Origin of the sequence: Streptomyces termitum, from assembly GCF_014650175.1 — a bacterium.
GTDB lineage: Bacteria > Actinomycetota > Actinomycetes > Streptomycetales > Streptomycetaceae > Streptomyces > Streptomyces termitum.
This window is the reverse complement of the sequence record NZ_BMUL01000018.1, coordinates 1-19003: the sequence shown is the minus strand read 5'-3', so window position 1 is coordinate 19003 and position 19003 is coordinate 1. Positions and strand designations below refer to the sequence as shown.

Sequence of the window (19003 nt, the reverse complement as noted above, 5' to 3'; positions counted from 1 at the left end):
CCCCGCGCGGAAGGAGAGGTACGGGCATGAGCGGAGGAGCGCGCCCCCTCGCCTACCGGGCGGAGATCAGGGCGGAAGGACTGGTGGCGGGTACCGGCCGGAGCGCGTCGTGGCTGCTCGGCCGCTACCAGACGCTCTCGCCGGTACTCGCTCTGCGGTGGCTGCAGGACGAGGCCGTACGGCTCGCGTCCCGGCTCGACCCGGACCCGGCACGTTCGCCGTGGGCGCCGCCGACCACGCTCCGGGAAGCCGTACCCGCCCCCGACGCCCCCGCCGAACTGCGCGTGTGGGCGACGTACCCGGAGGAGCGGCACACGGCATGGGTGCTGGTCCGTTCCGGCGAGCCGCTGTCCCTCGTCGTGCCCGACCTGGACTGCGTCTACTGCCTGAGCGTCTGGCCACTGTGGCACTCCGCCGAACTGGAGCCCCCGCCCCCGCCACGCCACATCCCGCCACGGCGCCGGTCCCTCGCCGACCACTGACTCCCGCCCCCGCCGCAAGGGCCCCGGACAGGACCGTACGAGGCCCGCCCGGCCGGGCGGCCCCCGCCACCGTTCCCCCGCCGAAAGACGACCCACGCGCACGCGCACCGGGTCCCGCCCCGTCACCTACGGAGAACCGACCATGAAGACATGCCGCGTCGCACGCCGACTCTCCTACCCGGCTCTGCTGTGCACCCTGCACGCCGCCGGGGCGACGGAGGACGAGTACCCGTCGCGCCGTGAGGCCGTGAGCCGGTGCGAACTGGGCGGGGAGCACGACGGCCCGCACATCGCGCACCTGTACTCCCGGGGAACCGACCCGGAGCTGTGGGCGCAGTGGGGTGGAGAGGACGACGAGATCCGGTTCGTCCGGCGTCTTCCGTGCGAAGAGCCGAGCCCGCACACGGACCCCGTCCAGCGACGCGCCTGCACCCTTCCCGCAGAACACGACGGCGGCCACGCCTGGGAGTCCGGGGATGACGAGCCCCGCCCCCCACAAGGGCCCCCGCCGATTCCCACGCCGGCCGCCACTGGCCGCCTCTGAAATCCCGCCCCTGCCGGACGCCGTCCCGCCGATCCGGGGACTGCGGGGACGTCCCCGCCGCAAACCCCGGCGCCTGTACGCCGACCGGGGCTACGACTTCGCCAAGTACCGCCGCCTGCTGCGCAAGCGCGGCATCAAACCCCTGATCGCCCGACGCGGCGTCGCCCACGGCTCCGGACTGGGCAAAGTTCGCTGGGCCGTCGAGCGCGCCTTCGCCTGGCTGCACCGGTTCAAACGGCTCCGCACCCGCTACGAACGACGCGCCGACCTCCAGCGGGGTCTGCTCGAACTGGCCTGCGGTCTCGTATGCCTCCGCCGTCTGCGAACCGCATCCTGAAGCAATCGGTCATACGCCGCTGGTGAAGGGGTCGCCGAGGACGCCGGCGAGGCGGATGAGTCCGGGACCGTCGTTGTCCTGGATCACGATGTAGACGGTGTAGTTCCAGCCGTGCTGGGCCGCGTGCTCGCGGGTCCAGGCGAGAACCGCGTCCGCGTCGGACTCCTCGGCGACTTCGAACTCATGGGCCGTAAGCCGGGGTACATCCCAGAAGTAAACGCGGTAGCGGGCATGGTCCTGTTCCCAGACCGTGTCACGGGGATCGACTCGGCGGATCTTCATGATCTGAGCGTAGAGGCGGCGGGCCCTACCGGACTTCTACGGTCCTGCTATGACCGTCGTCGATGTTGCCCGGGACCGGGGCGGTGATCTGGCCGGTCACCGTGCCGGTGTACCAACCCGGCTCAGAAACCTGCGCACCGCCGATCTGCGGGGTGTAGAAGGTTGCGCTCGCGCCCTTCTTGATGACCTGGGTCTGGTCGGAGGTGGCGGCGATGTGCTTCGGTCCGATGAGTGGTCCTCGCTCGAGCCGCCCCTTGATCCTGACAGTGACAGACGGGTATGTGCTGTCGCAGGTCACGCGAGTCTTGAACAGGATCCTCCGGTCGGCGGCGCCCGAGGACCAGTGAGGGCTCTCCGGGGTCGCGAGACACACCGCCCCGCCTGCGGAGAACCGAAACGTCGTGGCCTCAGTTGCCGTGCTGTCGGCCTGCGCGGGGGCGATCACGAGAAGTCCCATGCCCACTGCGGCCACGGCTGCTCCCATTCGACGCACCATGCCAGCTTCCTTCCGGCAGAAGTCGGTCAACGGATACGACGCTACGTGCCCGGCTGCACGACATCCCTGCGGTCTGCGGCACGCGGATGACCACCAATCAGGTGAACGGCACCCCGACCGGCAGACTCCGGCACGGGGCTGGGCTCGGTTGCCGAGTCGAGCACAAGACCCACGACTCAACTCATTCTGAAACGATCAGTTATTCGCATGGCTTGAGATCACCGGACTCTGCAACGAGTTCTGTGATCACTGTTACGCGGACAGCGGGCCCAAAGGCACGCACGGCACCATGACCGTGCGGGACTGGTCGAACGTCATCGACCAGCTTGCCGACGTGGGCACCCTGGACGTTCGGTTCATCGGGGGCGAGCCGACGCTCTACCCGAGCCTGCCCGCGCTGATCAAGCACGCCCACGGGCGGATCCTCGGGATCGAGGTGTTCTCGAACATGACCCACATTCGTCCGGAATTGTGGGACACGTTCACGGAGTACGGCGTGAAGCCGGCCACGTCGTACTACTCGGACACCTTCGAGGAACACGACCGGGTGCCGCAACTGCGCGGATCCCACAGGAAGACGCGCGCCCATGTCCAGAAGGCGCTGGAACTCGGCATCCCACTGCGCGGCGGAGTCGTCGCCGTACAGGCCGGTCAACGGGTGCAGGAAGCCGCACGGGACCTTGCGGCGCTCGGCGTCGGAACGGTTGGTGGTGACTGGACGTGGGCGTTCGGCCGTGCGAGCAACGGGGCCGCGCCGACCGTCGCCGATCTGTGCGGGCACTGCACCCACGAGAAATGTGCCATCGGTCCGACCGGCGACGTGTGGCCGTGCGTCCTCGGTCGGGCACTGTGACCCCAGGGAAGCGGACGGCGCCGCTACGATCGCCGCACCGGCCTAGGCCCTGTCCGGCGGATCTTCGTGGATCAGCCCGCGGCGTCTGGTGCGTTCTCTCGGCGTGCGCCCGGGTCGCCCTCGTACTGGACGTACTCGGGTGATCCGGGCGTGCGGCGAGAGGGCGTGCCAGGCGTCGCGGGCCCGCGAAGATCCGCCGGACAGGGCCTAGCCCGCTGCATACGAGGGAGCGCACAGATGGACGATCACGGGGACGACTTCGGCCCGTGGGGGCGGGAGGACGAGGGCAACGCGGTTCGGCGGACCGAGGACGAATGGCTCACCATCGCTCGGTACGTCCGGCACGCGGCCAACAAGCTCGGGCCGGAACTCCCGCTGTGTCTCCCCGGTGAACCGCGGGAATGCGGGCGGCCGGCTCAGCAGCACGTGCTCGCTTGGGCCGCTCACCTCAAGGCCGTCTCCCACCACCTGATCGAACAGGCCACTCCGAGCGAGGCCAGAGGCGCTCACGCCGCCGGACCGATGTACCAGCGGCGCCTGGCCGATCTGCGCGCGTCCACTTCCGCGCCGCACTGACCGACCGCACAGTCGTACCGGCTCCGTTCGCGTGCGGGCGGGGCCACCGCGCGTCCTCGCTGCGGCACGGTGTACACGTACCCGAGTTCCCGCAGGTGCCGCGCTGCGGGGTGCCGGGCCGGGCGCGTAGCGTGGACCGGGGAAACCCCCGTCCGATTCGCACCGGGCGGGGGTTTCTCATGGGCGCGCCTTCGCCGGGCATGCTCCAACAGGGCCCTGGAACTACGCTGTTCCCCGTGGACGAGATGCCGCAGGACCACCGGCCCGCGAAATGTACGAGAGTCCTCCTCGCCGAGGACCAGGGGATGATGCGCGGGGCGCTCGCGCTGTTGCTGGGGATGGAGCCGGACATCGAGGTCGTCGCCCAGGTGGGGCGGGGCGACGAGATCGTGGACCGGGCGCTGCTGGCGCGGCCCGACGTGGCGCTCCTGGACATCGAGCTGCCGGGGCGGTCCGGGCTCGACGCGGCGGCGGAGCTGCGGGACGAGGTGCCGGACTGCCGGGTGCTGATCCTGACGACCTTCGGGCGGCCGGGGTACCTGCGGCGGGCGATGGAGGCGGGGGCGGCCGGGTTCCTGGTGAAGGACGGGCCGGTGGAGGAGCTGGCCGAGGCGATCCGGGCGGTGCTGCGGGGCGAGACGGTGATCGATCCGGCGCTCGCGGCGGCGGCGCTCGGCGCGGGTCCGAACCCGCTGACGGCCCGCGAGCGGGAGGCCCTGGCGGCAGCGGTGGACGGGGCGACCATCGCCGACATCGCGGGCCGGCTGCACCTGTCGGAGTCGACCGTGCGGAACTACCTGTCGTCCGCGATCGGGAAGACCGGCACCCGCAACCGGATGGAGGCGGCGCGGTCCGCCCGGCAGCAGGGCTGGCTGTAGCCGCGCCGCCCGCCCCGGGTCAGCGGCGGGCCGGGCGGGGCAGCCAGGCGAGCAGCAGGACGGCGGCGGTGAGCAGGACCCCGGCGGAGACCCGGAAGGCCATGGCGTAGCCCGGCACCAGGAAGGCGGCGACGCCGTCCTCGGGGCCGAGGTACAGCAGGTCGGGGGTGGCGGCCGCGGCAACCGTCGTCAGGGTGGCCAGGCCGAGGGCGCCGCCCATCGTGCGGGAGGTGTTGACCAGGCCGGAGACGAGGCCCGCGTCGCCGGGCCCGGCGGCGGAGGTGGCGAGGGCGGCGAGCGGGGTGGTGGCCAGGCCGATGCCGCCCATCATGAGGACGCCGGGGCCGAGGATGGTGGTGAGGAAGGTGCCGTCGGCGGTCAGGGTGGACTGCCAGGCGAAGCCGGCGGCGGCGATCAGGACGCCGGTGACGGCGAGGCCGCGGGCGCCGGTGCGGGCCATCAGGCGGGGCGCGGTCTTGGAGCCGACGAGGACGGCGAGCGAGCTGGGCACCAGGGCGAGGCCGGCCTGGAGCGGGGTGTAGCCGAGGACGTTCTGGGCGTAGACGGTCATGAAGAACCACATGCCGAAGGAGCTGAAGCCGCAGAGCATGATCCCGGCGTTGGCGGCGGAGACCGCCCGGTTGCGGAAGATGCCGAGCGGGACCAGGGGTTCCTTCGTGCGGGTCTCGACGGCGGCGAAGAGGGCGAGCAGGGCGAGGCCGCCGCCGAGCGGCAGCAGGGTGGCGGCGGAGGCCCAGCCGGCCGCCTCGGTCTGCACGATGCCGTACGCGAGGGTGGCGAGGCCGGCGGTGACGAGGACGGCGCCGGGCAGGTCGAGGCGGCGGCCGGCGGCGGTGCGGCTCTCGCGCAGGCCGAGGACGGCGGCGGTGAGGACGAGGACGCCGACGGGGACGTTGACGAGGAGGACCCAGCGCCAGTTCAGGAGGTCGACGAGGAGGCCGCCGACGAAGCCTCCGGCGGCGCCTCCGGCCGCGCCGACGGCGGTCCAGGTGCCGATGGCCCGGGTGCGGGCGGCGCCCGTGGGGACGGCGGAGGTGACGAGGGTGAGGGTGGCCGGGGAGAGCGCGGCCGCGCCGAGGCCCTGCACGGCGCGGGCGCCGATGAGCCAGGAGCCCTCGGGGGCGATGCCGCCGACGACCGAGGCGGCGGTGAAGAGTCCGAGCCCGGCGAGGAACATGGTCTTGCGCCCGTACAGGTCGGCGGCGCGCCCGCCGAGGAGCATGAAGCCGGCGAAGGCGATCGAGTAGGCGTTGAGGACCCACTGGAGGCCGGCGTCGGTGAGGTCCAGGTCGGCCTTCATGGACGGGAGGGCCACGTTCATGACCGAGACGTCGAGGACGACGAGGAACTGCCCGGCGCAGGCGATGAGGACGACGAGCCAGGGGCGGGGGGCGCGTATGGAGCGGGGGGACGGGGTCTGCTCCGCCACACCGGCGGAGTCGGAGTCGGTCTGCGGCATGAATGTCATGGTCGCAGACCGTCTCCGCCCCGTACATGCGCGGTTCGTCCCGTCCCGCCCCGGGCGGTGGGCCTACGACCTGCGGAGGAGGGTGACGACCGCCGCGCCGCCGAGGCCGATGTTGTGGGCGAGGCCGACGCGGGCGCCGGGGACCTGCCGGGCGTCCGCCTCGCCGCGGAGCTGCCGGACGAGTTCGGCGGCCTGGGCGAGGCCGGTGGCGCCGAGGGGGTGGCCCTTGGAGATGAGACCGCCGGAGGGGTTGACGACCCAGCGGCCGCCGTAGGTGGTGGCGCCGGACTCGACGAGTTTGCCGGAGGCGCCCTCCTCGCACATGCCGAGGGCCTCGTAGGTGAGGAGCTCGTTGATGGAGAAGCAGTCGTGGAGCTCGATGACGTCGACGTCCTCGATGCCGAGTCCGGCGCGCTCGTACGCCTGCCGGGCGGCCTCGCGGGACATGGGGCGGCCGACGGCGTCGATGCAGGAGCCGGAGGCGAAGGAGGCGCCGGTGTCGGTGGTCATGGCCTGGCCGGCGATCTCGACGGCCCGGTCCTCCAGGCCGTGCTCGGCGGCGAAGCGCTCGGAGACGACGAGGACGGCGGCGGCGCCGTCGGAGGTGGGCGAGCACTGGAGCCGGGTGAGGGGCCGGTGGACGGGCTTGGCGGCGAGGACCTCGTCGACGGTGTACACGTCCTGGAACTGGGCCAGGGGGTTGCGGGAGGAGTGCAGGTGGTTCTTGGCGGCGACAGCGGCGAGCTGCGCCTCGGTGGTGCCGTACCGCTCCATGTGCTCGCGGGCGGCGTTGCCGAAGATCTGGGCGGTGGGCGGGGACGCCTCGAAGCCGTGGGCGGCGGCCATGATGCCGTAGTGGCGGGCGACGGGTGAGGTGGAGAAGTCGCCGGCGCCCGCGCCGCCGCCGAGGGAGCCGCGGCTCATCTTCTCGAAGCCGAGGGCGAGGACGCAGTCGGCGATGCCGCCCTCGACGAACTGGCGGGCGGTCATGAGGGCGGTGGAGCCGGTGGCGCAGTTGTTGTTGAGGTTGTAGACGGGGATGCCGGTGAGGCCGAGTTCGTAGACGGCGCGCTGGCCGGCGGTGGACGCCTGGAAGCAGTAACCGACGGCGGCCTGCTCGACCTTCTCGTACGGCACGCCTGCGTCGGCGAGGGCGGCGGTGCCGGCCTCGCGGGCCATGTCCCAGTACTGCCAGTCGCGGGTCTCGGGCTTCTCGAACTTCGTCATGCCGGCACCGACGATGTACGCCTTCATGGTGGCCTCTCAGTCCCTGGGGAGGCCGAGCAGCCGCTCGGCGACGACGTTGAGCTGCACCTGGGTGGTGCCGCCCGCGATGGTCAGGCAGCGGGACATGAGCATCCCGTGGACGGCCGCCGCGCCGGGCCCCTCGCACACGGCGCCGTCGGGGCCGAGGAGTTCGAGGACGAGTTCGGCGGTCTTCTGCTGGTGGAGGGTCTGGACGAGTTTGCGGACGCTGGCGCCCGCGCCGGGTTCGAGTCCGGACACCTGGAGGAGGGTGGTGCGCAGGCCGATGCAGGCCAGCGCGTGGGCCTCGGCGAGGAGGGCGCCGGTGCGGGCCCGGACGGAGCCGTCGGCCTCGGCGGACGCCTTGATGAGCGCTTCGAGGCCGGTGTCGAAGACGACCTGGTCGGCCATGTGGACGCGTTCGTTGCCGAGGGTGTTGCGGGCGACCCGCCAGCCGTCGTGCACGGCGCCGACGACGGCGTCGGCGGGGAGGAGGGCGCCGTCGAACCAGACCTCGTTGAAGAGGGAGTCCCCGGTGATCTCCTTCAGCGGCCGGATGTCGATGCCGGGGGTGTTCTTCATGTCGACGAGGAAGTAGGTGAGGCCCTGGTGCTTGGGGGCGTCGGGGTCGGTGCGGGCGAGGAGGATGCCGTGGTCGGCCCACTGGGCGGCGCTGGTCCACACCTTCTGGCCGGTGATCCGCCAGCGGCCGTCCTCGGTGCGTTCGGCGCGGGTGCGCAGGGAGGCGAGGTCGGAGCCGGCCTCCGGCTCGGAGAAGAGCTGGCACCAGCGCTGTTCGCCGCGCAGGGTGGGTCCGAGGTGGCGCTCCTGCTGGGCGGGGCTGCCGTGGGCGAGGAGGGAGGGGACGACCCAGGTGGCGATGCCGAGTCCGGAGAGGGTGATGCCGGCGTCGTCGAGTTCGCGCTGGACGGCGAGTTGGTGGAGCGGGCCGGCGCCGAGGCCGTACGGCTCCGGGAGGTGCGGGGCGGCGTGGCCGGTGGGGGCGAGGGCCCGGCGGGCGGCGGCCGGGTCGAGTCCGGCGGCGGGGGCGACGGCGGCGCGGGCTGCGGTGCGGTACGGCTCGGCCTCGGGCGGCAGGTCGAGGCGGAGCGCGCGGCGGGCGCCTGCGGCGGCGTGCCGGAGCGCGTCGAGGCGGAGCCGGTCGCCGGTGCCGAGGAGCTGGCGGGCGACGAGGGCGCGGCGGAGCAGCAGGTGGGCGTCGTGCTCCCAGGTGAAGCCGATGCCGCCGAGGATCTGGACGCAGTCCTTGGCGCAGCCGTGGGCGGCGTCGAGGGCGGTGGCGGCGGCGAGGGCGGCGACGAGGGGCCGGGCGGGTTCGTGGGGGGCGTCGGCGGCGCGGGCGGCGTCCCAGGTGAGGGCGCGGGCCTGTTCGAGGCGGACGAGCATGTCGGCGCAGAGGTGCTTGACGCCCTGGAACTGTCCGATGGGGCGGCCGAACTGTTCGCGGGTGCGGGCGTGTTCGGCGGCGGTCTCGACGGCGCGGGCGGCGGTGCCGCAGGCGTCGGCGGCGAAGAGGACGGCGGCGAGGTCGTGGACGAGGCCGGTGTCGAGGTCGAGGCGCCGGCCGGCCGGCACGTGCAGGGCGGCGGCGGTGACCTCGGCGGTGGGCCGGGTGGGGTCGGCGGAGGCGTGCGCCCGCACGGCGAGCCCGGCCGCGTCGACGGCGAGCCAGGCGGTGCCGTCGGCGGTGGCGGCCTGGAGGAGCAGCAGGTCGGCCTGGGCGGCGCCGAGGACGGGGGGCGCGGTGCCGTCGAGGAGGTATCCGCCGTCGGTCCGTACGGCGGTGAGGGTACGGGCTCCGCCGAGTGCGACGGCGCCGATCCGGCGGCCCCCGGCGAGGTCGGCGAGGAGCGCGTCCTGTCCGCCGGCCCGGTGCAGGAGGGCGGCGGCGAGGACGGCGGGGAGGTAGGGGCCGGGCAGGAGGGCGCGGGCGGCCTCCTCCACGACCACGGCGAGGTCGCCGATGCCGCCGCCCCCGCCGCCGCACTCCTCGGGCACGTGGATCCCGAGCAGCCCCTGCGCCGCGGCCCCGTCCCAGTGGCCGGGCCGCCCGGTGGGCACCTCGGGCGCGTCGAGCCACCGGCGGATCTCCTCGGGCGGCGCGGCGCGGGCGAGCCAGGCGCGGACGGACCGGGCGAGATCCCGCTGTTCGTGCGTGATGGCGATACCCATGGCGGGCAGATTAGAACACGTTCCATTTCAAGGGAAGAGGTTCCTGATGCACAGTCAACTTCCGCCCCGGACAAGCGTGTTCGGGTACGCCGTCACGGGCCGTCCGGGGTCTCCTTCGCGGCCGGTTTGGCGAGGAGGATCTCGCGGGCCTGTTCGGCGGCGCGGACGATGCCTTCGCTGACGAAGTCCATGAAGCGGGCGACGTTCTCCAGGCGTTCGGCGGCCGGGGTGCCGGGGCCGAGGACGGCGACGCCCTGGCGGGCGATGCCGACCATCCGCTCGTTGGCGCGGGCGCTGGCGATCATGGACTGGTACCAGAGCTCGTCGTCGACGAGGTAGCGCTCGCGGCGGCTGTCGTCGCGCTCGCGGCGGATGAGGCTCTGGCCCTCCAGGAAGGCGACGGCCTTGGAGACGGAGCCGGCGCTGACCTGGAGGCGTTCGCCGAGTTCGGCGGCGGTGAGGCTGCCGGTGTCGGTGGCGTAGAGGGCGGCGAGGACGCGGGCCGTCATCCGGGGCAGCCCGGACTGCATGAAGACCTCGGCGAACGACTCCTCGTAGTCGCGCACGGCCGCGGCGTCGCGCCCGTCGGAGCGCGCGGGCACCCCGGCCGGGGCCGGGCGGCGGCGCCGGGCGCGGTGCTCGGTGGCGCGGTGGGCCTGGTCGGGCCGGTAGGCGGCCGGGCCGCCGTTGCGCGTCACCTCGCGCGTGACGGTGGAGGTGGGGCGTTCGAGGCGCCGGGCGATCTCCGCGTACGCGAGCCCGTCGGCCAGCCCCAGCGCGATCCGCTGGCGTTCCTGCTGCGTGAGCCTGCCTCCCGGCATCGCACCGCCCCCTCGCTCGTCCCCTTCGCGTCACCGCGACCGCCGCGAGCATAGCTTTCCCTTCAATTCATTGCAACGTTCCGGCATATGCCGTTGCATCAAAGGAGAGCTTGTTGCAACGATTTACCTCTATTGACCTGCTAATACTTGGGAGTTGAGCAACAAGAGTGTTGCTGAAGATTGGAAAGCAACGTAGCTTTTCCATCATCAGAAACAACGAGGAACACACCGACACAGGAGCAGAGACCATGCGCACCTTCGCCACCGCCGCCCCGATCGCCGCCGTCGTCACCCTCCCCGCCGGCCACCTCCGCCTCATCGCCGCCGACCGGGCCGACACCACCGTCGAGGTCCGCCCGGCCGACGTCGCCGAGAGCCGCGACGTGCGGGCCGCGCAGGACACCACCGTCACCTACGCCGACGGCGTGCTGCGGATCGCGGCCCCCGAGAACGGGAAGCGGGCCTTCGGCCCGGCCGGCGCCGTCGAGGTGACGGTCCGGCTGCCCGCCGGTTCGCGCGTCGAGGCGAAGGCCGCCGCCGCCGAACTGCGGGGCGTGGGACGGCTCGGCGACGTCGCCTTCGAGAGCGCCCGGGGACCGGTCAAGCTCGACGAGGCCGCGAGCGCCCGGCTCTCCCTCCAGGACGGCGACATCACCGTCGGCCGGCTGGGCGGCGCCGCCGAACTCACCACCGCGCGGGGCGACCTGCGCGTCGCCGAGGCCGCCGAGGGGCTCGTCGTCCTGACCACCCAGGCCGGCTCCATCACGGTGGGCGCGGCGCGCGGGGTCGCCGCGACCCTCGACGCCGGCACCACCGCCGGCCGGATCAGCAACACCCTGCGGAACGCGGAGGGGACCGGCGCCGGCCTCAGCATCCGGGCGACCACCGCGTACGGCGACATCACCGCGCACGCCAACTGACCGCGCGCGCGGGCCGGACGACCGTCCCCGCGACGCACCGGCCACGCCCCCGGGCCCGCCGCCCGGGGGCGTGGCCGGTGGACGTCGCCGGTGGACGTCGCCAGTGGGCGCTGTCAGTGGGCGCTGTCAGTGGGCGCTGTCACGATGGCGAAGACCGAGCGCCACCGACCGTGAAAGGCACGACCGCCATGGGCACCTGGGACATCGGCCCCTTCGACAACGACACCGCCGCGGACTTCTCCTACCGGGTGGACGAGGCCCCCGACGGCGAGCGGGCGGACGTCCTGCTCGCCGCCTTCCGGGAGGTGACCGGCACCGGGGACGAGTACCTCGACGCGGACCTGGCGATGGAGGCCATCGCCTCCGCGGCCCTGCTGGCCGCGCAGTGCCCGGGCGGGGAGCCGGTCACCACCTCGTACGGCCCGAAGAAGCCGCTGGGCGTCCTGCCCGGGGAGCTGCGCCCGCCGGCCGTGGCCGCCCTCGACCGGATCCTCGCGGCCGACTCCGAACTCCTCGAACTCTGGGAGGAGTCGGGCGCCGACGAGTGGAAGGCCGGGGTGCTGCGGCTGCGGGAGGTGCTGACCGGGGCCTGACCGGCCGGCCGGGGGCGCCGACTACGGTGGGCGGACACGAGGACGAGGGCTGAGGGGGAGGTTCCGTGACCGCACCGACGTGGGGACTGGTCGTCGAGACGACCGTGGGGACCGGGGAGCGCAAGCACGTGGAGGCCACCGTGGTGGCCCACGTCACCGGGCCCCGGGAGGCCGCGCTCGCGGAGTTGGAGCAGCGGGCGCGGAACTACGCGCCCGCGCACCCCCTGAGCCCCCGGCGCCGCCGGCTGCTGCGGCAGCGCGACGGCTTCCTGCTGGTCGTCGACGGCGCCTGGCAGTCGTACGTCACCCGGTTCACGGTCGCGGAACTCCTGGAGGACTCCGCCGCGCCTCCCGCGCCCCCGGAGGAGCCGGCCGCGTCCGACCCGGCCCCCGGGCCCGCACCGGAGCCCGAGCCCGAACCCGAGGGCCCGGCCGAGCGGGACGAGGACGGGATACCGGTCCGCCCCTCCTGGCTGGGCCGCCACGACCTGCGGTGACACGGGGGCGGCCGGGCGCGTCCGGCGGGCGGCGTCCCGTCGCCCCGGGAGACCCGCCACGGGTGTGGTCCGGGTGCGGCGCATAGGGCACGATGGGCGGCCTGGTCCGCGCACTACCCGTCAGTAGGAGATCGTCATGTCCGAGCCCAGCCCCGAGATCCTCGCCGCGTTCGAGGCCGCGAAGGGGTTCATGCCCGCCGGGGAGGGCCTGGCGCTGTACGCGGCGGCCGTCGAGGCCGGGAAGCTGGGGCTGCCGCTCCTGGAGGTGGGCACGTACTGCGGGCGCTCGACGATCCTCCTGGCGGACGCGGCCCGGCGGGCCGGGACGGTCGCGGTGACCGTGGACCACCACCGGGGCAGCGAGGAGCAGCAGCCGGGCTGGGAGTACCACGACCCGACGGTGGTGGACCCGGAGGTCGGCGTCATGGACACGCTGCCGACCTTCCGGCGGACGCTGCGGAAGGCCGGTCTGGAGGAGCACGTGATCGCGGTCGTCGGGCGCAGCCCGCAGGTCGCGCGGGTGTGGGCCGGGGCGCTGGGGCTCGTCTTCGTCGACGGCGGGCACACCGACGAGCACGCGGTCAACGACTACGAGGGCTGGGCCCCCAAGGTCGCCCCCGGGGGCCTGCTGGTCATCCACGACGTCTTCCCCGACCCGGCGGACGGCGGCCAGGCGCCGTACCGGATCTACCTGCGCGCGCTGGAGTCCGGCGCCTTCGAGGAGGTCTCGGTGACGGACTCGCTGCGGGTGTTGCGCCGCACCGCCTGACCGGTCCCGGCGGTCACCTGCGCCAGAAGAGGTGGTGGACGACCCCGCTGGGGCTGGGCACCACGTCGAGGTGGAAGCGGTCGGTCAGCTCCTCGGGCGAGTCCCAGAGCCGCAGACCGGAGCCGAGTTCGACGGGCGAGACGGCGACGTGGAGGCTGTCGACCAGGTCGGCGTCGAGGAACTCGCGGATCGTCGTCACGCCGCCGCCGAGCCGGACGTCCTTGCCGTCGGCGGCCTCCTTGGCGCGGGCCAGGGCGGTCGCCGGGTCGGCGTCGAGGAAGTGGAAGGTCGTGTCGGAGAGCGTGAAGGACGGGCGCTCGTGGTGGGTGAGGACGAAGACGGGGGTGTGGAACGGCGGCTCCTCGCCCCACCAGCCCTTCCACTCCTCGTCCCGCCAGGGGCCGCGCAGCGGGGCGAACTTGTTGCGGCCCATGATCTCGGCGCCGATGTGGTGCGAGAAGTCGCGGACGAGGTAGTCGTCCAGGCCCCGGCTGCCGCCCGGGTCGGTGCGGTTGGGCCAGCTGGCCGTGGCCCCGGCCCAGGCGAAGAGGGCCCCGGGGTCGACGTGCCCGAAGGGCCGCTCCAGGGTCTGGTCCTCCCCGGCGGCGACGCCGTCGGCGGAGACGTTGAAGTTCTGCACCTTGAGCAGCTGGGGCCCGGTGCGGCGGCCGGTGGTCATGGCTTCCTCCTCGGTCGGGCGCACCGCGCGGGGGCGCCCGTGGAACGCGTACAGGGGGATGACTTCCCGCGCGGGCGGAACTCATCGCCGGGGCGTGCCGGAGTACGCTGACCCAAGGGGTTCAGTTGTAGTACTACGAACGGAGTGGTTCCCATGGTACGGCGGAACGAGGAGCGGCGGACCGCGCTCGTGGACGCGGCGATCGAGGTCCTCGCGCGCGAGGGGGCCCGGGGGCTGACCTTCCGGGCGGTGGACGCCGAGGCCGCCGTGCCCACCGGCACCGCCTCCAACTACTTCGCCAACCGCGACGAGCTCCTCACCCAGGCCGGCGCACGGGTCTACGAACGGCTCCGGCCCGACGAGGCGACCATGGAGGAGACCCGGACCGCCCCCCGCGACACGGAGACGTACGTCCGGATCATGCGCGAGCTGGTCGGCCGGATCTCCGCCTTCCGCACCGGCTACCTGGCCCTGCTCGAACTCCGCCTGGAGGCGACCCGCCGGCCCGCGCTCCGCGCGATCCTCACCGAGCGGGTCCGGGCCGACGTCGAAGCCAACGTCGCCTTCCACGAGTCCTCCGGCCTCCCCGGCGACGCCACCTCCGTGAAGCTGCTCATCCTCACCCTGAACTGGCTGATCGTGGAGCAGCTCACGCTCCCCGACGTCTTCTCCGAGGAGGAGCGCGACGCGCTGGTGACCGCCGCCGTGGAGCGGATCGTGGCCGGGTTCTAGGCCCTGGGCGGCCCTCAGGGCTTGGGCAGGGTGCACTCCTGGCGTTCGAGGTCGACGGTGTTGCCGGCGCCGACGCACCCGGCGATCGCCGCGGTCTGGGTGGCGTATCCGCGTCCCCGGTGGACCGTGGTGCCCGTCTCGTCGATCTCGCAGGGATTGTCCGGCCCGCACGTCCCGCCGTCACGGTTGCTGGTGCTGTTCACCGCGACGAGCTCCCGGGTCTCGGCGTCGATGACGGCCGAACCCGAGCTTCCGGGCTGGGTGTCGCATTCCTTCGCGTACCGGATCGCACGGGTCGACGTGTAGTCGCCCTCCTTGAGCGTCGGCACCACGGCCTCGGCCCGGCACGACCAGACGCTCTCCAGGAAACTCGACACCACCTCGATCCGCTGCCCGGCGACAGGACCGGCCGGAGCCAGCGGGAACGCCTCGATGCCGTACTTCCGCCGGATGTCCGCGTACGTGGCATCCAGCTGGGCCAGCGTGATGTCGGTCCCGGTCATCGTCGCGTAGCGGACCCGTCCCGTCACCGGGCCGAGTTCGCGGCCCGCCGGGCTCAGCACGGTGCCTTCGATCGGGGCGCCCTCTCCGGTGATCACTTCACCCGGCTCCGGCCGTCCCTCGGGGTGGCAGTGCCCGTTCGTGAGCAGCAGCGCCTTGTCCTCGTCGCGGGCGGTGCGGGGGCGGACCAGCGAAGCGGAGCAGTTCATCAGCCGCACGGTCCCCGCCAGATTGCCGGCGGGGCCCGCGGGACCGGTCTCGTCGGCGGGGAAGCCGGGACAGCTGCCCTTCGCCGGCGTGCCGTCCCGGAAGAAGTCCACCACCTTGGAGCCGCAGGCGAGCTCGGTGGACTTCATGGTGGAGTGCGTCGCGTCCGTGACGGTCAGCAGCGAGCCGCCGATCTTCTTGTGCATCGCCTTCGCCCACGCGTACGGCGTGACGAGTTCGAACTCGTGGCCGGACAGCTGTAGACGGCTCTTGCCGGGCTTCAGGTCCCACGGCTTGCCCGCCGGCCAGCCGGCGCAGTACGCGATGGGCTGGTCGCTGGAGTCCGCGGCGAACGGGTACGCCGCCTGCCGCTTCTTCCTCATCCTGACGAGATCGTCATAGGTGCGGCCGTCGGCGCTCGCATTGCACATGAAGGCGTCATGGGTGAAACCGTAATTGCGCCCCATCTCTCCGAAACCGAAGGACTTCCGCTCCCTTTCCTTCCGCTGGGAAACGGCCTTGCCCGTCCCCTCGTTCCGTATTTCCAGCAGCTTGGCGGCGGAGCGCTCCCACCGGTCCGGCAGCGCCTCCAGGTTGGGATCGAGGAAGGTGGCGAACTCGTCCCGTCCCACCTTCGCCTGCAATACCCTCATCGCGGATTCGACCTTCTTCGGCGAGTTCCCGAAGTGGTACGTCGCGTCCTTTCCGGCCAGCCATGCGAAGAACCGCCGGTACCCGGCGTGGTACTGCGCGACTTCCGCGGTGATCGCCGCGTCCTGGCCGACCGGGGACATGATCGAGTCCAGCCACATCCGGTCGACACGGCTGTCGAACATGGAGCGGTAGACCGCGCCCAGCGCCGTTCCGCCGGAATTTCCGTAGAAGTTGATCGTGCGGTAGCCCAGCACCTCCCGGACGCGGTCCATGTCCCGGGAGGCGTTCTCCATGCTGATGGAGAGCGCCAGTTCCGGGTCCTTGGCGATGCAGGCGCGCTTCGCCTCCGCCTGGCGCTCGAAGGACTCCCGCTCGCTCTCGCCCTCCCGGAATTCGGGCGTGTCGCAGGAGATCTGGGCGCTGTAGCCCGTCCCCCGGGTGTCGATGCCGATGAAGTCCCACTCCTCGTTCATCGGCGCCAGTCGGCTGTCGAGCAGGCCGTACGGGGACGGCGTGCCGGCCAGACCGGGCCCCCCGGGGTTGCCGAACAGGGCCCCCGTGCGCTTTCCGGTGGCCCTGACCCTGCTCACGGCGATGTCGATCTTTCTGCCTTCGGGCTCGGCGTAATCCACCGGCACGGGGACGAGCGCGCATTCGCTGCGGCCGTCCTCACGATTCCAGTCCGCCGCGGCATCCCGGCAGAGCTGCCACTCCACGCGCTCCGGAGCGGATCTCGAAGCCGCGTCGGCGGGAGCGGCGGTCAGGGAAGTCAGCGAGGCGGCGACGCTGATTCCGACGGCGATCGACGGGACGGTCACATACCGCAAGATGATCTGCACCTCTTCGATGGGAGACGGCGGCTCCGGCTGTCCTGGAAGCGATCCGGGACAGCCGGCCGGCAGGAGGCGGTTCCCCCTGCGCCGCTGCCGGGCAAGACTCGCCACCGAAGGCCTCAGCCGTACATCGACGATGTGTCGGCCACCGCTCGATCGCGTCCGGGGCGGGAAGGTTCACGGGTGCGGTTCATGACGGCGCGCCACCACGCCGTGATCCACCGACCGTGATCTCCGAAGGCGCCGCCTAGGAGTTCCCGCCGGTGCGGGGCTTGAGCGGGATCAGCGGGTCGAGCAGTGAACTCGACGTGACATAGAGGCAGTTGGTGTAGTCGTAGCCGGACTGGATCGTCGCCTTGCTGGACTTGGTGTCGCCCGAGGTCGTGAAGCCGGTCCCGGCCCGCTTCTGGAGCAGGTGGTACTGGCCCGGCGGCAGCTCGATCGTCGCCTTCGGGTACTTCGACGACGCGCCCGAGCAGGGCTTGAAGCCCGGCCGGAGGGTGTCGGACCGCTTGTAGTAGGAGCACCCGGCGCACGCCTTGAGGGTGATCCTGCCGGTGACCGGGCCGGTGTAGAGGAGGTCGACCGCGTCCGGGGCGTCGTTGCTGACCACCATGACCATGCGGGCGCCGCCCGGCTCGGTCGCCGGCGGCAGCTTCTTGCCCGCCGCCGGGTCCAGGGCGGCGATCTGCGCGGCGATCGAGATGGCGCGGGCGTGGTCGGCCCGCCCGCTGCCCGGGTAGTCCTTCACGTACCCGTCCATGGTCTCGGCGGCCTTCGTGAACTGCTCGTTCCCGAACTGGTGGGTGCCGCAGGCGAAGACGCCCCGCTGCACGCCCCGGTCCGCCTCGCCGCGCACGGCGTCGAGCGCCAGCGCGTCGGGGGCAGCCGTCTCGCGCAGCGCGCGCAGTTCCTCGGTGGTGGCGCAGTGGTCGCGCCCGCCGGTGCCCAGCGTGTCCACCCGGGTCCTGACCGCCGCCGCGACGGCCGGTTCGATCTTCGCGGTGTAGGCGGAGCCGGGGAAGGTCGAGGACAGCTCCTTGAAGTAGACGTCGGGGGCGCCCCCGCTCCGGCCGAGGCCCGCCGCCCCGCACTCGTACAGCGACTGGGCCAGCGGCTCCTCGACGCTGCCGGGCCGCCCGGCCAGGAGGGCCTTGTCGACGGTGCCGGGGAGGGTGCGCAGGTGCCGCAGCGGGGCGAGGGCCTCGCAGTAGCTCTTGCGCGCGTACGGCGCCGAGACCGTCCGGTAGTACGCGTCGAGCCGGTCCGGCACCAGCTTCCCGGCCCGCGAACCGGCGCGCTTCGTGCCCAGGTCCTGGTAGGTGGCCAGCGCCGAGCGGTAGTCCGCCAGCGAGGGTTCGAACGCCTGGCCCTGGTGCGCGGCGACCAGCGCGTCGGCGGCGGCCAGCCGGTCGAGGAGCGAGCGCTCGATCGCCTCGTCGCGGGCCGCCCCGTAGGCGAGCGAGCCGCCCGCGGGCACGGCCAGCAGGACCACGGCCAGCGGCAGCGCCAGGCGGCGCGCGCCCTCGCCGACGCGGAGCCGGGCCCGCAGCCCCCGGCGGGCGCCGTCGGCCGCGGCGGCGAGCAGGAAGACCCCGTACCCGATCAGGAGCCCGGCGGGCACGCCGTCCACGTCGGCCGGGAGCGCCGCCACGAGCAGGGCGGCGGTGGCGGCCCAGCACACGGCGGCGCCGAGCCAGTGGCGCAGGAGGACGTAGCCGAGGCCGAGGCAGGACAGGTTCAGCAGCCCGGTCAGCACGGCCTGCGCGGGCCTCGCCTCCCCGCGCCCGGCGGCCCCGCCGTCACCGGGAGCGCCACCGCCCCCGCCGTACCCGCCACCGCCTCCGTACCCGCCGCCGCCTCCCTGGTCTCCGTACCCGCCGTACCCTCCGGAGACGCCGGAAGCGCCGCCGAAGGACGGCGGCGCGGTCGGGGGCGGCGGAACCGCGCCCGTCCCGGCCGGGTACCCCTCCGGGATCCGGTCCTCGGGGGGTGCGTCCCGGGAGGTGTCCCCAGCGGGCTCCGCCGGGGCGTCCCCGTGCCGTCCCGCGCCGCCGTTCCGGTCCGCGCCGCCGTTCCGGTCCGCGCCGGCCGGGCGCATCATCAGCGTCGCGTCGGGGCCGGGCCCCGGTCCGGCGTCCGGCCGTTCTCTCTTCTCCAGGCTCGGTCCCGGCGCCGCGTCCTCGGGACGCCCGCCGTTCGCCTCTTCCGCCGCCACGGTTCCCCCTCGTGGTTCCAGGCGCGGTGGCTCCCCCACCGCCGCCCTCTTGGACTACCCTCCTCAGGTTCCCGCACACGCCTCCCCCGGTCCGGCGGGTCCGCCCTTTCGGCCAACGAAGGGCCTAGGCAGTGTCTTCAAATGATTACCGCTGGTGGATCATGGTGCTGTGATACGTCGCCATGAACTGTCGGATGCCGAGTG

Annotated in this window: 18 protein-coding genes and 1 pseudogene; 10 read left to right on the top strand and 9 right to left on the bottom strand. The window is 73.2% G+C overall.

Annotated elements, in window-relative coordinates; translation table 11 throughout:
- Nucleotides 1–26: 26 nt before the first annotated feature.
- Together IE219_RS26660 and IE219_RS26655 are read left to right on the top strand one after the other, a co-directional pair.
- Nucleotides 27–482 carry a hypothetical protein gene (locus tag IE219_RS26660; RefSeq protein WP_189982002.1) on the top strand — a complete coding sequence of 152 codons (456 nt, stop codon included), beginning with the start codon at nucleotides 27–29 and terminating at the stop codon, nucleotides 480–482.
- Between the two features lie 551 nt (nucleotides 483–1033).
- A pseudogene (locus IE219_RS26655) lies at nucleotides 1034–1363 on the top strand (transposase); the annotation flags it as partial.
- A 9-nt stretch (nucleotides 1364–1372) separates the two neighbouring features.
- On the opposite strand, the gene IE219_RS26650 reads toward IE219_RS26655, so the two are convergent.
- Together IE219_RS26650 and IE219_RS26645 are read right to left on the bottom strand one after the other, a co-directional pair.
- Nucleotides 1373–1645, bottom strand: a complete 273-nt coding sequence (locus IE219_RS26650; protein WP_189982001.1) for a hypothetical protein — start codon at nucleotides 1643–1645, stop codon at nucleotides 1373–1375.
- Nucleotides 1646–1670: 25 nt separating this feature from the next.
- On the bottom strand, nucleotides 1671–2141 hold the full coding sequence (locus IE219_RS26645) for a hypothetical protein (RefSeq protein ID WP_189981999.1): 471 nt from the start codon (nucleotides 2139–2141) through the stop codon (nucleotides 1671–1673).
- 217 nt (nucleotides 2142–2358) lie between these two features.
- On the opposite strand from IE219_RS26645, the gene IE219_RS26640 reads away from it, so the two are divergent.
- From IE219_RS26640 to IE219_RS26630, 3 genes are all read left to right on the top strand, one after another.
- Entirely contained in the window at nucleotides 2359–2994 is a 636-nt protein-coding gene (locus tag IE219_RS26640; RefSeq protein WP_189982196.1) for a radical SAM protein, read from the top strand.
- A 237-nt stretch (nucleotides 2995–3231) separates the two neighbouring features.
- Nucleotides 3232–3570, top strand: a complete 339-nt coding sequence (locus IE219_RS26635; protein WP_189981997.1) for a hypothetical protein — start codon at nucleotides 3232–3234, stop codon at nucleotides 3568–3570.
- Nucleotides 3571–3815: 245 nt separating this feature from the next.
- Nucleotides 3816–4448, top strand: coding sequence for a response regulator transcription factor (locus IE219_RS26630; protein ID WP_189982194.1), 633 nt, complete (start codon nucleotides 3816–3818; stop codon nucleotides 4446–4448).
- 19 nt (nucleotides 4449–4467) lie between these two features.
- Here the strand turns inward: IE219_RS26630 and IE219_RS26625 are convergent, their stop codons facing one another.
- The 4 genes from IE219_RS26625 to IE219_RS26610 form a co-directional block, all read right to left on the bottom strand.
- Nucleotides 4468–5937, bottom strand: a complete 1470-nt coding sequence (locus tag IE219_RS26625) for an MFS transporter (protein WP_189981995.1) — start codon at nucleotides 5935–5937, stop codon at nucleotides 4468–4470.
- Between the two features lie 63 nt (nucleotides 5938–6000).
- Nucleotides 6001–7191 (bottom strand): lipid-transfer protein, encoded by a 1191-nt coding sequence (locus IE219_RS26620; protein ID WP_189981993.1) that lies wholly within the window; start codon nucleotides 7189–7191, stop codon nucleotides 6001–6003.
- A gap of 9 nt (nucleotides 7192–7200) precedes the next feature.
- Nucleotides 7201–9375: an acyl-CoA dehydrogenase family protein gene (locus tag IE219_RS26615; RefSeq protein WP_189981991.1), complete on the bottom strand. Its 2175-nt coding sequence runs from the start codon at nucleotides 9373–9375 to the stop codon at nucleotides 7201–7203.
- Between the two features lie 92 nt (nucleotides 9376–9467).
- A complete protein-coding gene (locus IE219_RS26610) occupies nucleotides 9468–10196 on the bottom strand; it encodes a GbsR/MarR family transcriptional regulator (RefSeq protein ID WP_189981989.1) in 729 nt (242 codons plus the stop codon).
- Nucleotides 10197–10444: 248 nt separating this feature from the next.
- Between IE219_RS26610 and IE219_RS26605 the strand changes: the two genes are divergently transcribed.
- The 4 genes from IE219_RS26605 to IE219_RS26590 all read left to right on the top strand — a co-directional run bounded on the left by IE219_RS26605 (nucleotide 10445) and on the right by IE219_RS26590 (nucleotide 12975).
- Nucleotides 10445–11116: a DUF4097 family beta strand repeat-containing protein gene (locus IE219_RS26605; RefSeq protein WP_189981987.1), complete on the top strand. Its 672-nt coding sequence runs from the start codon at nucleotides 10445–10447 to the stop codon at nucleotides 11114–11116.
- Between the two features lie 188 nt (nucleotides 11117–11304).
- Nucleotides 11305–11709, top strand: a complete 405-nt coding sequence (locus IE219_RS26600; RefSeq protein ID WP_189982192.1) for a DUF4259 domain-containing protein — start codon at nucleotides 11305–11307, stop codon at nucleotides 11707–11709.
- A gap of 65 nt (nucleotides 11710–11774) precedes the next feature.
- A complete protein-coding gene (locus tag IE219_RS26595; protein WP_189981985.1) occupies nucleotides 11775–12206 on the top strand; it encodes a hypothetical protein in 432 nt (143 codons plus the stop codon).
- Nucleotides 12207–12342: 136 nt separating this feature from the next.
- Nucleotides 12343–12975 (top strand): class I SAM-dependent methyltransferase, encoded by a 633-nt coding sequence (locus IE219_RS26590; protein WP_189981983.1) that lies wholly within the window; start codon nucleotides 12343–12345, stop codon nucleotides 12973–12975.
- A 13-nt stretch (nucleotides 12976–12988) separates the two neighbouring features.
- On the opposite strand, the gene IE219_RS26585 is transcribed toward IE219_RS26590, so the two are convergent.
- Nucleotides 12989–13654, bottom strand: coding sequence for a dihydrofolate reductase family protein (locus IE219_RS26585; RefSeq protein WP_189981981.1), 666 nt, complete (start codon nucleotides 13652–13654; stop codon nucleotides 12989–12991).
- A gap of 153 nt (nucleotides 13655–13807) precedes the next feature.
- Here IE219_RS26585 and IE219_RS26580 point away from each other — a divergent pair, with 153 nt between their 5' ends.
- A complete protein-coding gene (locus IE219_RS26580) occupies nucleotides 13808–14386 on the top strand; it encodes a TetR/AcrR family transcriptional regulator (RefSeq protein WP_189981979.1) in 579 nt (192 codons plus the stop codon).
- A gap of 14 nt (nucleotides 14387–14400) precedes the next feature.
- Here the strand turns inward: IE219_RS26580 and IE219_RS26575 are convergent, their stop codons facing one another.
- Complete coding sequence (locus IE219_RS26575) at nucleotides 14401–16587, bottom strand: alpha/beta fold hydrolase (RefSeq protein WP_189981977.1); 2187 nt, start codon at nucleotides 16585–16587, stop codon at nucleotides 14401–14403.
- Between the two features lie 241 nt (nucleotides 16588–16828).
- Nucleotides 16829–18340, bottom strand: a complete 1512-nt coding sequence (locus tag IE219_RS26570) for a hypothetical protein (RefSeq protein WP_229850022.1) — start codon at nucleotides 18338–18340, stop codon at nucleotides 16829–16831.
- Nucleotides 18341–19003 lie beyond the last annotated feature (663 nt).